We start from the raw sequence: 15,442 nt of genomic DNA on the forward strand, positions 1-15,442 counted from the left end.
ATGAAAGTTGAGACTTTTTTTATTTTAAATATATGTTGATTATTCAACAAACCGATATAGGGTAATTATTGCGTCGGGGCTCACCTCTTTCCATTTCGAACAGAGAAGTTAAGTCCGATTGCGCAGATGGTACTGCATTTAATGTGGGAGAGTATGACGTTGCCTTTTTTTTGAAAGTCCTTTACTGAAAAGTAAAGGACTTTTTTGTTATCTATAACTTTGTGAATCCTAAATCATTTTAGAGCAATAGCACTCCTTTTTATAATAAAACATGCTAACTTTTTACGTCAGCTCGCTTTGTTTAATTGGTTTTAAGGCACGGATTACAAATCCGCGCGATCGGGAAATCCAAAACCATTTTAGAGCAACAGCACTCCTTTTTTATAATAAAACAAGCCTCCATAGGTTTGTAAAGGGGCTGTTGTTGTTTTAAGGCACGGATTGCAAATCCGCGCTATCGGGTAAAAGAAAAGATTACGGTAAAAAGTTTTTAGAACAGTACAGAGAAACTTTGAAAAGCTTACAACAAAATCCACATTTTCAAATTCGTTATAAAAATATTCATTGCTTACCGTTAAAGGATTTTAAGTATATGATTCATTTTAAAGTAAATGAAGCTAAAAAAGAGGTGCTTATTTACGCAGTACTTTCTACCCATTTAAACCCAAAAGAAAATTGGCTATAAAACAAAATCCCAACCTTATGGTTGGGATTTCTGTTTTTAACATAAACCATTTTAGTGCAACAGCAGTAGTTTTTATAATAAAACAAGCCGACTTTTTACGGTCAGCTTGAGTTTGATTAGTTGGTTTTGTAAATGTTGTTTAATGTAGTAGTAATGAGGGGTTGCAGTGATAATACCACTTTTGATGTGTTACATATTGCCTGTGTTATTTAAAATAGGGAAATTTTTTGAATTTTCATCAATTTCTATAAATACTTCTCTACTTATATAAGATGAATCACTATCAAAATGAAATTCTTTAATAATCCCTCTAAGTTTATTTAATTTTAGATTCATTTTAAGAAAATTATTTTTAAGATAAACAGTATCAAATTTTACTTTATTTAAATTACTAAAATCATCATTAATTTGATTGCTATATAATAAAACTGTACCATTTTGATCATCATAATATTTATCAAATAAACTTATAAATTTTATTGTAATCAAATAATCATTTAAAAAATTAAATGTAAAAAATGATGTTTTATTGTGAATCGTATCTCCTTTTTTATCAAAACTTACGCTTTGGTTATAATAAGATTTGTTATCAATTATTTTAAATTCTACAATTTCAAAAATTTGACCATTTGTATCGACATACTCCCATATACCAGTTTTTTGATTGCCATTATAAAGCCCCTTTGCAATAATCGAATCATTAATAACTTCAGATACAATTAAGTTTTCACTTTTCTTTTCACAACTAAACAAAAACAAAAAACAACAACAATATATCAAATTATTTCTTTGTCGCATTGATCTGAATATATAAAGCACCATTTTTTTCCATCTTTGCTTTCTGCTTTTGTGCGTCATTTCTATTATTAGTTTTATAAATTATAAATCCAGATCCAGGATCAGTTCCAATTGTTTGATAAACTGAATCTGATTTTACCTCACTCATTGAATTAAAAACCCCAAAACTATTTGTCAAATATTGAACTAAATTTGCTGTTGTGTTTGGTTTAGTTTCAATCCCGCCTAGACCTGGCATTGGTATGTTGGAAGCGTCAATATGTTTATGTTCTCCTTCAATTTTGATATCATTTCTTCCCATTTCCTCACTCCCAAAGCCCCAAATCTTATAGCCACCTAATTTTTGGATAGATTTATATGTTTTAACTAATTCCTTAACACCATGATTCCATCCAGTATTTTCCTTAATATTCTTCAAATCATTAGAAAATTTATCTTTAGAAAAATTCCTTTTAATCCAATTAGGTTTTCTGTCAGTAGAAATAACTACTTCATCTAAAATGGTATCTTCAATAGGACTTGTTTCTTGTTTATTGATAGATCCAATTCCTAAAAACGATTTTGCCCTACTCCAAAATCCCCCTCCTTCGGGATCTTGTGCACTCATCCACGTAGGATCGATTAAGTTTATAGGATTTTGATGCACATAATGATATGGTGTCCAACCAACAAACTGTTCCGCCAGCGGATCTACATTTATAAATGTACTAAAAATAACATAATACTAGCTCATCATACAATCATAAGTTGGATTTTGACGATTTATGCGGTGGTTTTTTTTACTGGAAGCTTCTAGTTTAGAATTTATTCTAGAATAAATTTAGATTTTATCTAGTAAAAAAAGTAATATTATCTAGAATAAATTGAAATATTATCTAGTAGAAAAGTAAGTATTATATATATAATATTTTCAACTTATGCTGTGATATTTATTTACAACTGCGTTTTGCAATAGGGATGGAAGCTTTGTTTGAGCTCTTTTGCAAATTTTTAATTTGCGAAAAGCGAGTGCGGACAGCCCGACCTGTAACGCAGTGGAAGGGATTGCCATAATAACGATTCAATAAGTAAAATTGTATTTTATATTTTTGATTAATAAAAGATAAAAAATGTTTGATAGATGAAATTTATTCTAGACGGAAATATGCGGATTTTATATTTTTTGAGTTAATGTTAAAAGTGTTATGATTTCATTTACTAATTAATTTTGGTATCTTTGGGGTACTTTGAAGATATTATAATTATGAAATCCATCGTGCCGACCAAAGCAAAATTTATTCATGATATTTACAGCATTATGCATGTAATTATCTTAATTTTATCTCTTTTTCTCGTCATAAGTATCTCAATTGATACATTTAATAACGTTCCTTTTCAGTCTGAAAGTTCATATTTGAAAGTGCAATTGATTATTTGTGCTATATTTCTCTTTGATTTTTTTCTTGAGTTTTTTATGGCTTCGAAAAAAATGAAATATCTAAGAACTCATTTTCTTTTTTTTATAATTTCGATTCCTTATCTAAATATTATAGATTACTATCATATAATTCTCTCTGAAGAGTTAAGGTATTTTGTGCGTTTTATTCCATTGGTTCGTGGTGGATATGCACTTGCAATTATTGTGGGAAGGTTTACTAATAGTAAAGTTACGAGTTTGTTTATTTCTTATTTAACGATGTTGCTAGCAACTGTTTATTTTTCTAGTTTATTATTCTTTTCAATAGAACAAGGTTTGAATCCTGGTGTAAAAGAATATACGGATTCTTTATGGTGGGCGTTTATGAATGTGACAACTGTTGGTTCTAATATTTATGCTGTAACGGTTGCAGGTAAGATTTTATCAGTTGTATTAGCTGCTTTGGGTATGATGATGTTTCCTATATTTACTGTTTATATTACAAGTGTGGTTCAGAAAGTTAATAGTAAATCAACGTAAATAGTATGATTATATCTTTTTATTGATTTGTTATTATATAAAATTTTAAATTGAAAAAGGAAATCTCAAATATTGAGATTTCCTTTTTTATACTTTATGTTCTAATATAAATTCATATACAGCTTCGGTTAAAGCGACTATATCGGGTGATTTTTTATTTGTTGAATTTTATCACCTTTTATATTATAGTAATATTTATTTTCATTCAAAGTATTATCAGGAATTTTTCTCAAAAAGAGTTTTAATTGAATCATAATAACTTCTAATATTAGAATACAAATCTTTCGAAAAATACCAATTTTCCATTTTAAGTAATTCACGCATGAATCTACTTTTACCGCTGTTATTTGTACCAATAAAAATGTTTATATTATTTGTATTAGGTGAATAGATTATACTTTCTTCTTCATTTGGTAAAAAGTAAGAAGAAAATGTGTGTCCATTAGTTTCTGATTTTTGTGAAATTAAATGTAAATCAAAAGTGTTTTCTTTGGTATTCATATTAAATGCTTTTTACAATAATACAAAAAATAAAGTTTTAAAAAACACCATAAAAAAAGCTCCGTGAAAAACGGAGCTTTTGGTTTTATAATCGGTACAATATTAGATATTGTTGATGATTGTATTTAATGTTTCAGAAGGACGCATTGCAGCGAAAGTAGCTTCTGTATTTGGTTGGTAGTAACCAGAAATAGCTTGAGCTTTTCCTTGTGAAGCTATTAATTCTTCGTTGATTTTAGTTTCTTGTGCAGTCATTGCTTCAGCAATTGGAGCAAATTTAGCAGCTAACTCAGCATCTTTAGTTTGAGCAGCTAAAGCTTGAGCCCAATACATTGCCAAGTAGAAGTGTGATCCACGATTATCGATAGTTCCTAATTTACGACCTGGTGATTTGTCTGTGTCTAAGAATTTATCGTTAGCTTCGTCTAAAGTATCAGCTAAAACTTGAGCTTTTACATTGTTTTGAGTTTGAGCCAAATGCTCTAAAGAAGCTTGTAAAGCTAAGAATTCTCCTAAAGAATCCCAACGTAAATAACCTTCTTCAATGAATTGTTCAATGTGTTTTGGAGCAGATCCACCAGCTCCAGTTTCGAATAATCCACCTCCGTTCATTAATGGAACGATAGATAACATTTTTGCAGATGTTCCAACTTCTAAAATAGGGAATAAATCTGTTAAGTAATCACGTAAAACATTTCCTGTAACAGAAATTGTATCTAAACCTTGACGAATTCTTTCTAAAGTAAATTTAGTTGCATCTACAGGGCTTAAGATTTGAATATCTAAACCTGTAGTGTCAAATTCCGGTAAATATTTATTTACTTTAGCGATGATTTCTCTATCGTGAGCACGATTTTCGTCTAACCAGAAAACTGCAGGAGTTGAAGATAAACGAGCGCGGTTAACAGCTAATTTAACCCAATCTTTAATAGGAGCATCTTTAGTTTGACACATACGGAAAATATCTCCAGCTTCAACAGCTTGTTCCATAAACACATTTCCTTCTCCATCAACTACACGAATTGTTCCTTCTTCAGTAGCTTGGAAAGTTTTGTCATGTGAACCGTATTCTTCAGCTTTTTGAGCCATCAAACCAACGTTTGGTACAGAACCCATTGTAGTAGGATCTAACGCGCCATTTGCTTTACAGTCTTCAATTGTTGCTTGATAAACACCAGCGTAGTTACGATCTGGAATTAAAGCAAATGTATCTTGTTGTTTACCTTCTTTGTTCCACATTTGTCCAGAAGTACGAATCATTGCAGGCATAGAAGCATCAACGATTACGTCAGATGGTACGTGTAAGTTGGTAATTCCTTTGTCCGAATTTACCATTGCTAATGCAGGTCCGTTAGCGATAGCTGCATCAATTGCAGCTTTTACTTCAGCTTCTTGAGCGTGACCAGTGATTTTAGCATATAATTCTCCTAAACCATTGTTAGGGTTGATTCCTAATTCTGCAAATAATGTAGCGAATTTAGTGAATACTTCTTCGAAATAAACAGAAACTACAGCTCCAAAAATAATTGGATCTGAAACTTTCATCATTGTAGCTTTTAAGTGAGCAGATAATAATACACCTGCAGCTTTAGCTTCTTCTTTAACTTGAGAAACGAATGCTTTTAAAGCAGCTAAATTCATTACAGAAGAATCAATGATTTCTCCAGCTTTTAAGTTAGCTAAACCTTTTAATTCTTTTACTGATCCGTCTTTTGTAACGAATTCGATTTTGTATTGAGAATCATTTGCAACAGTAACTGATTTTTCTGTTCCGTAGAAATCTCCAGCTTCCATATGAGCAACTTTTGTTTTTGAATCTGCAGACCAAGCTCCCATTGAATGTGGGTGTTTTTTTGCATAATTCTTAACTGCTTTAGGTGCACGACGATCTGAATTACCTTCACGTAAAACTGGGTTTACAGCAGAACCTAAAATTTTTGCATATTTTGCTTTGATTGCTTTTTCTTCTTCTGTTGCAGCGTCTGCAGGATAGTTAGGAATAGCAAATCCATGTGATTGTAACTCTGTGATAGCAGCAGCTAATTGAGGTATAGAAGCTGAAATATTTGGTAATTTAATGATGTTTGCCTCTGGAGTGTTTGCTAAATCTCCTAATTCAGCTAATGCATCTCCGATTTTTTGATCTTCTTTTAAGAATTCAGGGAAATTTGCTAAGATACGTCCTGCTAAAGAAATATCTCTAGTTTCTACCTCAACATTTGCAGCAGATGTGAAAGCTTTAACAATAGGTAAAAAAGAATAAGTTGCCAACATTGGCGCCTCATCTGTTAATGTGTAAATAATCTTAGATTTTGACATTATGATAAGATTTATAAATCGTTTGTTTTTTTTGATAAATTTCGATACAAATATAGTAAATTCTATAACAAAAGAATCCTAAATTAGTTGTAAATGAATCTAACTTTCAAAGAATTACCAATTTGATAATTTGTTATTTTGAATTAATCAATTTCTGAAAAAATGGATGCGTTTTTAATAAAGTTGATAAAATTGCAGTTAATAAATTGACAGTGATATATAAAAAAAGACCGAGTAAATCGGTCTTTTTTAATTCATTAGTTGAAGTAGTAATTATTCAGTGATTACTTCACCTTTAATTTTTAAAGCAACAACACCATTGTCAACGTTTGTAGCATTAGATTCAACAGTAATTACTTTACTGATTTTACCTGGGTTCATGTTGTATTTAACTTCAATTTTTCCAGTTTGTCCTGGCATAACTGGCGCTTCTGGTTTTGAAGGAACTGTACATCCGCATGAAGATTTAGCATTAGTAATTACTAATGGTTGATCACCAGTGTTTACAAATTCAAAAACACGTACACCATTATCGGTACTTTTCTTTACAGTTCCGTAATCAATAGTGTTGTCCATTGCCTTGAATTTAATTTGCGGGCCTTTTTGTGCGAATGAAGCTGCAGTTACTAATAACATGGCAACTAAACTTAGAAATTTTCTCATTTTAAATAATCTTTAGTCTTGTAAAATTAAATACTTTTGAATAACAACCAAACTGATTTAAGTTTAGTTTATCATTTATTTTGTTAATTAATGTTAATATTTTCAAAAAGCATGCCAAATATTATTTTGGTGTTTAATGATTGAATACTTATACGAATTTAGAAAAGATTTAAATAAAATACAATTCATTTACATTTTTTTTATCTGATTATTGTATTTTTTTTGGTAACATTTGTTACAATTGAAATGAAATTTATTGATCATATTTGTTCTGTAGTCCAGTTTGTTGGGAAAAACGTATTTTTTTATTCTTTTTATAATATCTAAATCATGGTAGATAAACAATTATTAATTCAATATTTCGAAAATTTGTTTGAAGATAAATTAATTGAAGAAATAGCTTTTTTAGGGATTTTAAAATCGTTTAAAACCAACGAAATTTTAATTGATCTAAATGATGTAATTACACACATGCCTTTGCTTTTACACGGCGCAATTCGTATCATGCGTGAAGATGCAAATGATGGTGAATTGGTTTTGTATTATCTAGAAAAAGGGGATACTTGTGCTATGACAATGACTTGTTGTTTGGGTCAGAAAAAGAGTAATATTAGAGCTTCTGCCGAAACGGATGGTGAAATGATTATGATTCCTGTTCAAAAAATGGACGAATGGCTAGCAAAATATCCATCGTGGCGTTCTTTCGTTTTGACAAGTTATCAGGATCGTTTAGATGAGATGATTCGAGCAATTGATAATTTAGCTTTTAATGATTCAACGGGGCGTTTAAAGAATTATTTGATTGAAGTGGCGAGTGTAAATAAATCTCGAACCATTAATAAAACACATGCCGAAATTGCTTACGAACTCAATACTTCACGTGTTGTAATTTCAAGATTATTAAAAGTTCTTGAAAAAGAAAAATTTATAGAACAACAACGCAATACAATTACCATTATCTAAATATAGCCTCCGATTGGAGGTTTTTTTATAGCTGTTTTCACTGTAACAAATGTTACGCTTTATATTTTATCATTATCGGAAATTTGCAAGATAAAATAATAAACAATGGAAACACTAGGATATCTTCTAACGATTTTAATAGGACTTTTAATTGGTCTCTTCGGCGGTGGCGGAAGCATTTTAACAGTTCCTGTTCTGGTTTACTTATTTGCTATTCCAGCATCACTTTCGACAACTTATTCGCTTGCATTGGTAGGTATCACAAGTTTAATAGCAGCATCGCCCAATGTTTTTAATAAAAAGATGTCTTATAATAGAATTTTACAATTTGGGATTCCATCTATTATTTCACTTTATTTAGTTAGAGCATTTCTTTTACCTAGCATTCCAACTGAGTTTTTATTATTAGGATTTGCCATTCAAAAAAACATGGCGATGCTGGTTTTCTTTTCTATCCTGATGTTGTTTTCGGGTGTTTATATGATTCGTCAAAAAAATAGAGAGCCTGATTGTATCGATTGCCCATATAAAAGTCTTGTTTTGATTTTGGCTGGATTAGTAGAAGGGTTTATTACTGGGATCGTTGGTGCAGGAGGTGGTTTTATTATTGTACCTGTACTAATGATTTTCGGAAAATTGAATATGAAACAAGCGGTTGCTAATTCTTTATTCATAATAGGAGTTAAATCTTTAATTGGTTTTTTTGGCTCATCTGATATTGGTGATCTGAATTTGATTTTCCTTGTTAAGATTTTCGGAATTGCACTTACCGGAATGTTTATCGGAATGCGATTAAATAAAAAATTAGATTCAAAACAATTAAAACCAATTTTTGGATATTTTGTTGTCGGAATGGGATTTTTAATATTAGGTAAAGAGTTGATATTTAGTTAGTTTTTGTAACAATTGTTACGTTTTGAAATTAAAAGTAATTATAATTTTACATTGTAAATTTTAAAATTAGAAAAATGAAAATAGAACAAATTTATACTGGATGTTTAGCACAAGGTGCATATTATATAGAAAGTAAAGGAGAAGCTGTTATTATCGATCCGCTTCGCGAAACCCGACCTTATATCAACCGATTAACAAAAGATAATGTAATTCTAAAATACATTTTTGAAACGCATTTTCACGCCGATTTTGTTAGTGGGCATTTAGATTTAAGTAAAAAAACAAATGCACCAATTGTTTACGGACCAACTGCTAATCCAGAATTTGAAGCGATTATTGCAACAGATAATCAGATATTTGAAATTGGCGATTTAAAAATCAAAGTCCTTCACACACCAGGTCATACATTAGAAAGTACGTGTTATTTATTGTCTGATGAAAATGGAAAAGATATCGCTTTGTTCAGTGGAGATACCTTGTTTTTAGGTGATGTTGGTCGACCAGATTTAGCTCAGAAATCTGCGAATATGACACAAGAAGATTTAGCAGGTTTGCTTTATGATAGCTTATATAATAAGATTCTTCCATTAGCAGACGATATTACTGTATATCCAGCACACGGCGCAGGTTCGGCTTGTGGTAAAAATATGATGAAAGAAACTGTGGATTCTTTAGGTAATCAAAAGAAGATGAATTACTCTTTAAATCAACCTTCGAAAGACTCTTTCATCCAAGCGGTAACTGAAGGTTTATTACCACCACCAGCTTATTTCGGAATGAATGTAGCGATGAACAAAAAAGGTTACGAAAGTTTTGATAACGTTTTATCTCAAGGAATGACAGCTTTATCAGTTCAAGATTTCGAAAATATAGCAGAACAAAGTAGCGCTTTAATCATAGATACTCGTTCAAATAGTGATTTTGCGAACGGTTTCATTCCTCAATCTATTAATATCGGAATTAACGGAGATTTTGCACCTTGGGTTGGAGCTATGATTATTGATGTTAAACAACCTATTTTATTAGTTACTGATGAAGGAACAGAACAAGAAGTTGTAACTCGTTTAAGTCGTGTTGGATTTGATAATGTTTTAGGATACTTGAAAGGTGGATTTCATTCTTGGTTGGCTGCGCAAAAAGAAATTGATTTTGTAAAGCGTATTACAGCTGAAACTTTTGCAGAACAAATCGATAATAAAGACTATATAATTATTGATGTTCGCGCAGCATCAGAATATGAATCAGAACACGTTGAAGAAGCTTATAGTAAACCATTAGCTTATATAAATGAATGGTTGAAAACTATTGATCCTAAGCAACATTTTTATTTACATTGTGCCGGTGGTTACAGAAGTATGATTGCAGCAAGTATTTTACAAGCGCGTGGTTTCAGAAATTTTACAGAAATTGCAGGCGGATTTAATGCTATAGCTCAAACAAACATTCCAAAAACCGATTTCGTATGCCAAAGTAAAGTTTTGAGGTAATGATTAAAGTTGTAATTTTATCAATTCAGAAAACAATATAATAAATGAAAGATTTTTTTAAATCAAATATTTTGTGGTTTGTAGGAATTCCAGTCGGATTAATTGCTGGTTATTTGTATTGGAATTTTTATGGTTGTACCGAAAGTTGTGCTATCACTTCTAATCCCACAAATAGTACTTTATACGGAGGATTAATGGGAGGTTTGGTTTTTTCATTATTTAAAAAAGAAAAAAAGAAATGACATTTCAAGAAATTATAAATCAAGATAAACCCGTTTTGGTTGACTTCTTTGCCACTTGGTGTGGACCTTGTAAAACACAAGCTCCAATTTTAGATGAAGTTAAACAGCGTTTAGGAAATCAGGTTTCGATTATAAAAATTGACGTAGATCAAAATCAACAAGTTGCGGCACAATATCAAGTACGAAGTGTTCCGACTTTAATTATTTTTAAGAACGGACAAATTAAATGGCGTCAATCTGGAGTGTTTGCCACCAACGAATTAGAAAATTTATTGAAAACGAATCTATAAAATCACAAATCAATTGAGATCAAGCCTTGAATCTATTTCGGCTTGGTCTTTTTATTTTTAATTTAATTCATTTTTATTCTATTCTTCTTTAGAATTATTACTTTTGTATATTGTAGAAAATTTAATAAAAAAAATATTTATGAGTATTCCAGCGCAGTTTGATGCTAAACAAGTTGAAGCAAAATGGTATGACTATTGGATGAAAAACAATTATTTTCGTTCAACGCCAGATCATAGAACACCTTATACAATTGTAATTCCACCACCAAACGTCACGGGAGTTTTGCATATGGGGCACATGTTGAATAACACCATTCAAGATGTTTTGATTCGTCGTGCACGTTTAAAAGGTTTCAATGCATGTTGGGTGCCTGGAACAGACCACGCGTCAATTGCAACAGAAGCAAAGGTTGTAGCAAAATTGAAAGCAGAAGGAATTAACAAAGACGATTTATCTCGTGAAGAATTCTTAAAGCACGCTTGGGAATGGACTGATAAATATGGAGGAACAATTCTTGAACAACTTAAAAAATTAGGTGCATCTTGTGATTGGGAACGTACTAAATTTACTTTAGATGATGAACTTTCGCCTGCTGTTATCAAATCTTTCGTTGATTTATATAACAAAGGTTTAATTTATCGTGGTTTCCGTATGGTAAACTGGGATCCAGAAGCTAAAACTACGTTATCTGACGAAGAGGTAATTTACGAAGAACGTCAAGGTAAATTATACCACTTAAAATATCAAATTGAAGGAACGAATGATTTCCTTACAGTTGCAACTACGCGTCCTGAAACTATTTTAGGAGATACCGCTATCTGTGTAAATCCTAACGATGAACGTTACACACATTTACGTGGAAAAAATGCAATTGTTCCTATTGTAAATAGAGTCGTGCCAATCATTTTTGATGAGTATGTTGATATGGAATTCGGAACAGGATGTTTAAAAGTAACTCCTGCGCACGATGTAAACGATAAGGAATTAGGTGAGCGTCACAACTTAGAAATCATTGATATTTTTAATGAAGATGCGACATTGAATGATTTAGGAATGCACTACAAAGGAAAAGATCGTTTTGTGGTTCGTGACGAAATCTCTGAAGAATTAAAATCTATTGGAGCTTTAGAAAAAGTTGAAAATCACTTAAATAACGTTGGAACTTCGGAAAGAACAAAAGCCGTAATCGAACCAAGATTATCTGATCAATGGTTCCTTAAAATGGACGAGTTAGTAAAACCTGCTATCAAAGCAGTTTTAGAAACTGAGGAAATCAAATTATATCCAAACCGTTTCAACAATACATACCGTCACTGGATGGAAAATATTCGTGATTGGAATATTTCTCGTCAATTATGGTGGGGACATCAAATTCCAGCTTTCTATTTCGGAGATGGAAAAGAAGATTTTGTTGTTGCAGAAACGAAAGAAAAAGCTTTAGAATTAGCAAAAGAAAGAACTGGAAATCCAGCATTGACAACTAATGGCTTAGTTCAAGATAGCGATGCTTTAGATACGTGGTTCTCTGCTTGGTTATGGCCAATGTCTGTTTTTGATGGAGTTGTAAATCCAGATAACGAAGAATTTAAATATTACTATCCAACGAATGATTTAGTTACAGGTCCGGATATTTTATTCTTCTGGGTAGCTCGTATGGTTATGGCTGGTTATGAATATGCAGGAGAAAAACCATTCTCTAACGTGTATTTAACAGGAATTGTACGTGATGCGCAACGTCGTAAAATGTCAAAATCATTAGGTAATTCACCTGATCCATTAGATTTAATTAAGAAATTTGGTGCAGATGGGGTTCGTTGTGGTTTATTATTATCAGCTTCTGCAGGTAACGATATTTTATTCGACGAAGAATTATGTAACCAAGGAAAAGCGTTTACAAACAAAATTTGGAATGCCTTCCGTTTAATTCAAGGATGGGAAGTTTCTGAAACTATCGAGCAACCAGCAGCTTCAAAAGCAGCAATCGCTTGGTACGAAGCTAAGTTACAGAAAACGTTAGCTGAGATCGAAGATCATTTTGAGAAGTACAGAATCTCTGATGCATTAATGGCAATCTACAAATTAGTTTGGGATGATTTCTGTTCTTGGTTCTTAGAAATGATCAAGCCAGGTTATCAACAACCAATCGATGCTGTAACTTACAAAGCAGCAATCGAAATGTTAGAAGCAAACCTGAAGTTATTACATCCATACATGCCATTCTTAACAGAAGAAATTTGGCAACATATTACGGAGCGTTCAACAGAAGAAGCATTAATCGTTTCGGCTTGGCCAGAAATCAAATCGTTTGATGAGCAATTAATCGCAGATTTTGAATACGCAACTGAGGTAATTTCTGGAATCAGAACCATTCGTAAAGACAAAAATATTTCGTTCAAAGAAACGATTGATTTGAAAGTGTTGAATAAAGACAATAAACCAACAACTTTTGATGCTGTTATTACGAAGTTAGGAAACGTTGCTAATTTAGAATATGTAACCGAGCAAGTTTCTGGAGCGCTTTCTTACCGTGTAAATTCTAACGAATATTTTATTCCAATTTCAGGATCAATAAACGTTGAAGAAGAAATCACAAAGTTAGAAGAAGAATTAAAATACTTAAAAGGATTCTTAAGATCAGTTCAAGGAAAACTTTCAAATGAAAAATTTGTGAACGGTGCGCCAGAGCAAGTTTTAGCAAATGAACGTAAAAAAGAAGCCGATGCATTGTCAAAAATCTCCACGATTGAACAATCATTAGCTGGATTAAAATAATTACATTTAGATAAATACAGCCGTCGTTTCTTAATTGAAATGATGGCTTTTTCTATTGATCAACAAATTATCATCTATTGATGGGTTCAAAAATAAAGCAAAAATTAGGATTGGGGAGTGAATGGGACTTTTGGTTTGATCACCCACATACTAATGAAATTATTAATGAGAAAAGAAAAATTCAGAGTTATTATTTCATATTTGATTGCGAAGTGAATGATATTGAATATGTAAGTAAAAGCATTTCGGCGGTCTTAGGTTATTCATCTTCAGAATTCAATATGGCCAAGTTTTTCGAAAGTATTCACCCAGAAGATTTACAATATTGCAATGAATGTGAGCATAATTCCTTTCAGATAAGTAATCATATTTTTTACAAAGAAATTTTCAAATACATCATTTCGTATTCTTTTCGATTGAAGACAAAAGAAGGAAACTATCTAACCATAAAGCAAGAATATCAAACCATTGAAACGGATGAATACGGACGAATGCTTCGGAATTTTGTCCATCACGAAGTAATTGATTCATATGAAAAACGGTCAGAATTTGATTTTCAAATTATCGATAAAATTAAAAATCGACCAGTAAATTTTGAGAAGAAATTCAAATTAACAAAAAGAGAAGTCGAAATTTTAGACCTTATAAATCAAGGATTTCAAACGAAAGAAATCTCAGAACAATTAAATTTAAGCGATCATACAGTTAAAACACATAGAAAAAATATTTTACAAAAAACGCAATCATCATCTTTGATCCAAGTTTTAAATAAAGTAAGAATATAAATTTCAAAACCTCATTTTATTTAGATGAGTTTTTTTATTTAGGCGTTTCCTGTACAAAAACTCCTCACGTCGTTTTTTACAGGTCGCGTCTTTCGCTATATCTTTTGTTTCACAAAAGGATGCCGCTCCAACCGCTAACGCAAAACGCTTTTTTAACTAATCCAAGAAGAAATATCTTCAACAACCTTCCATTTCCCATGGATTTTTTTCAAAATTAAAACACTTCCATTTCCACACAAAGCCCCACAAAAATAACCTAATTCAACATAAGCCGTTTGTCTATCTTTAGATAAAATTGGAATAGAGATTTCAAATTCTCCAAAATATAAATCAGGATTTTCTTTCAATTCTTGTTTTTCATTTTCTTTAGTATTTACTTTTTCAAGTATTGAAGCCATAATTTTGATTGTATCAGGATACGTATTTTGTTGCATAATGTATAGCGAATCTTCAGAAGTAAAATAAACTTTATTCTCAAATCTATTTCCAATTAATTCTGAAATGAAAATTGCTCCTGGAGAAGGTAGTGATTTGTTCCCTTCTGAATCGATTTCATTTAAATCGATTGGAGTCTTTATTAAAAATTCTAAAAGTAAGTTTTCAGAATCTTTATCTGTTTTTAAAACAGCCAAATTATTCTGATGGATAATAGCTTCAACAATCAAATTGAATTCGTCAATTTCTTCCTCAGAAACTTCTCTAATCTCGATGGGTTGAGGTTGTTCAATAACTAATTTTTCTTCTCGTTTTCCACAAGCAATAAAAAATATAATTACCATTAGTAAATAAGTTACAATTCTTTTTCATATTCTCAGATTAAAAAAGAGTTAATGTAGCTTTTGTTTCATGATAGGATTGAAGATGTTTTGTTTTTTGAAAAATTAACACTTTTTAACATTTAGCTACGTAAAACTACTGCAATTTTATAAATTTTAACTATTTTGTTTTGATGTGTTATTTAGTTTTAATAATTTCATTGTCAGATAATTAAATAATTTACTAAAAATGTATTTTTGTTTAACTGCTAACCGCTAAAAAAAATATAATAACCTGAGTTCGATTAATAAATCAAGAAAAATAGTTGGTAAAAAAAAGAAATAGTTGTA

The 15,442-nt window shown here is 31.1% G+C and carries 14 protein-coding genes and 1 rRNA gene; 9 read left to right on the top strand and 6 right to left on the bottom strand.

From position 1 onward, the window contains the following. Positions 1-57: 57 nt before the first annotated feature. A 5S ribosomal RNA gene (gene rrf, locus EG240_RS14895) occupies positions 58-168 on the top strand. A 706-nt stretch (positions 169-874) separates the two neighbouring features. On the opposite strand, the gene EG240_RS14900 is transcribed toward rrf, so the two are convergent. Further along, positions 875-1,483: a hypothetical protein gene (locus tag EG240_RS14900; protein ID WP_125020150.1), complete on the bottom strand. Its 609-nt coding sequence runs from the start codon at positions 1,481-1,483 to the stop codon at positions 875-877. Next, positions 1,467-2,090 carry a hypothetical protein gene (locus tag EG240_RS14905; protein WP_125020151.1) on the bottom strand — a complete coding sequence of 208 codons (624 nt, stop codon included), beginning with the start codon at positions 2,088-2,090 and terminating at the stop codon, positions 1,467-1,469. Before EG240_RS14905 ends, EG240_RS14900 begins: the two co-directional genes overlap by 17 nt. A gap of 861 nt (positions 2,091-2,951) precedes the next feature. On the opposite strand from EG240_RS14905, the gene EG240_RS14910 reads away from it, so the two are divergent. Continuing rightward, positions 2,952-3,419, top strand: a complete 468-nt coding sequence (locus tag EG240_RS14910) for an ion channel (protein ID WP_203229325.1) — start codon at positions 2,952-2,954, stop codon at positions 3,417-3,419. A 216-nt stretch (positions 3,420-3,635) separates the two neighbouring features. Here the strand turns inward: EG240_RS14910 and EG240_RS14915 are convergent, their stop codons facing one another. The 3 genes from EG240_RS14915 to EG240_RS14925 form a co-directional block, all read right to left on the bottom strand. Continuing rightward, entirely contained in the window at positions 3,636-3,920 is a 285-nt protein-coding gene (locus EG240_RS14915) for a hypothetical protein (RefSeq protein WP_125020153.1), read from the bottom strand. Positions 3,921-4,022: 102 nt separating this feature from the next. Further along, positions 4,023-6,242: an NADP-dependent isocitrate dehydrogenase gene (locus EG240_RS14920; RefSeq protein WP_125020154.1), complete on the bottom strand. Its 2,220-nt coding sequence runs from the start codon at positions 6,240-6,242 to the stop codon at positions 4,023-4,025. Positions 6,243-6,512: 270 nt separating this feature from the next. Beyond that, positions 6,513-6,902 (bottom strand): DUF1573 domain-containing protein, encoded by a 390-nt coding sequence (locus tag EG240_RS14925; RefSeq protein ID WP_125020155.1) that lies wholly within the window; start codon positions 6,900-6,902, stop codon positions 6,513-6,515. A gap of 330 nt (positions 6,903-7,232) precedes the next feature. On the opposite strand from EG240_RS14925, the gene EG240_RS14930 reads away from it, so the two are divergent. From EG240_RS14930 to EG240_RS14960, 7 genes are all read left to right on the top strand, one after another. After that, entirely contained in the window at positions 7,233-7,865 is a 633-nt protein-coding gene (locus EG240_RS14930; RefSeq protein ID WP_125020156.1) for a Crp/Fnr family transcriptional regulator, read from the top strand. A 105-nt stretch (positions 7,866-7,970) separates the two neighbouring features. Next, positions 7,971-8,759, top strand: a complete 789-nt coding sequence (locus tag EG240_RS14935; protein WP_125020157.1) for a sulfite exporter TauE/SafE family protein — start codon at positions 7,971-7,973, stop codon at positions 8,757-8,759. A gap of 74 nt (positions 8,760-8,833) precedes the next feature. Then, positions 8,834-10,246, top strand: a complete 1,413-nt coding sequence (locus EG240_RS14940) for an MBL fold metallo-hydrolase (RefSeq protein ID WP_125020158.1) — start codon at positions 8,834-8,836, stop codon at positions 10,244-10,246. Positions 10,247-10,290: 44 nt separating this feature from the next. Next, positions 10,291-10,488, top strand: a complete 198-nt coding sequence (locus EG240_RS14945) for a hypothetical protein (RefSeq protein WP_125020159.1) — start codon at positions 10,291-10,293, stop codon at positions 10,486-10,488. Then, positions 10,485-10,778 (top strand): thioredoxin, encoded by a 294-nt coding sequence (trxA, locus tag EG240_RS14950; RefSeq protein WP_125020160.1) that lies wholly within the window; start codon positions 10,485-10,487, stop codon positions 10,776-10,778. Before EG240_RS14945 ends, trxA begins: the two co-directional genes overlap by 4 nt. A 139-nt stretch (positions 10,779-10,917) precedes the next feature. Next, positions 10,918-13,551, top strand: a complete 2,634-nt coding sequence (locus tag EG240_RS14955) for a valine--tRNA ligase (RefSeq protein ID WP_125020161.1) — start codon at positions 10,918-10,920, stop codon at positions 13,549-13,551. 80 nt (positions 13,552-13,631) lie between these two features. After that, positions 13,632-14,336 carry a LuxR C-terminal-related transcriptional regulator gene (locus EG240_RS14960; RefSeq protein WP_125020162.1) on the top strand — a complete coding sequence of 235 codons (705 nt, stop codon included), beginning with the start codon at positions 13,632-13,634 and terminating at the stop codon, positions 14,334-14,336. A gap of 152 nt (positions 14,337-14,488) precedes the next feature. Here the strand turns inward: EG240_RS14960 and EG240_RS14965 are convergent, their stop codons facing one another. Next, the gene (locus tag EG240_RS14965) at positions 14,489-15,115 is read right to left on the bottom strand and encodes a hypothetical protein (RefSeq protein WP_125020163.1); all 627 of its coding nucleotides are present in this window, start codon (positions 15,113-15,115) and stop codon (positions 14,489-14,491) included. Positions 15,116-15,442: the final 327 nt, after the last annotated feature.

The sequence above is a fragment of the Paenimyroides tangerinum genome (assembly GCF_003865405.1).
GTDB lineage: Bacteria > Bacteroidota > Bacteroidia > Flavobacteriales > Flavobacteriaceae > Flavobacterium > Flavobacterium tangerinum.

What these genes read in the sequence shown, in the direction of transcription:
- EG240_RS14935 (WP_125020157.1), top strand. Translation starts at nt 7,971, where the DNA reads ATGGAAACACTAGGATATCTTCTAACGATTTTAATAGGACTTTTAATT.
- EG240_RS14925 (WP_125020155.1), bottom strand. Translation starts at nt 6,902, where the DNA reads ATGAGAAAATTTCTAAGTTTAGTTGCCATGTTATTAGTAACTGCAGCT.
- EG240_RS14965 (WP_125020163.1), bottom strand. Translation starts at nt 15,115, where the DNA reads ATGGTAATTATATTTTTTATTGCTTGTGGAAAACGAGAAGAAAAATTA.
- trxA (WP_125020160.1), top strand. Translation starts at nt 10,485, where the DNA reads ATGACATTTCAAGAAATTATAAATCAAGATAAACCCGTTTTGGTTGAC.
- EG240_RS14900 (WP_125020150.1), bottom strand. Translation starts at nt 1,483, where the DNA reads ATGCGACAAAGAAATAATTTGATATATTGTTGTTGTTTTTTGTTTTTG.
- EG240_RS14960 (WP_125020162.1), top strand. Translation starts at nt 13,632, where the DNA reads ATGGGTTCAAAAATAAAGCAAAAATTAGGATTGGGGAGTGAATGGGAC.
- EG240_RS14940 (WP_125020158.1), top strand. Translation starts at nt 8,834, where the DNA reads ATGAAAATAGAACAAATTTATACTGGATGTTTAGCACAAGGTGCATAT.
- EG240_RS14905 (WP_125020151.1), bottom strand. Translation starts at nt 2,090, where the DNA reads ATGAGTGCACAAGATCCCGAAGGAGGGGGATTTTGGAGTAGGGCAAAA.
- EG240_RS14945 (WP_125020159.1), top strand. Translation starts at nt 10,291, where the DNA reads ATGAAAGATTTTTTTAAATCAAATATTTTGTGGTTTGTAGGAATTCCA.
- EG240_RS14910 (WP_203229325.1), top strand. Translation starts at nt 2,952, where the DNA reads ATGAAATATCTAAGAACTCATTTTCTTTTTTTTATAATTTCGATTCCT.
- EG240_RS14915 (WP_125020153.1), bottom strand. Translation starts at nt 3,920, where the DNA reads ATGAATACCAAAGAAAACACTTTTGATTTACATTTAATTTCACAAAAA.
- EG240_RS14955 (WP_125020161.1), top strand. Translation starts at nt 10,918, where the DNA reads ATGAGTATTCCAGCGCAGTTTGATGCTAAACAAGTTGAAGCAAAATGG.
- EG240_RS14930 (WP_125020156.1), top strand. Translation starts at nt 7,233, where the DNA reads ATGGTAGATAAACAATTATTAATTCAATATTTCGAAAATTTGTTTGAA.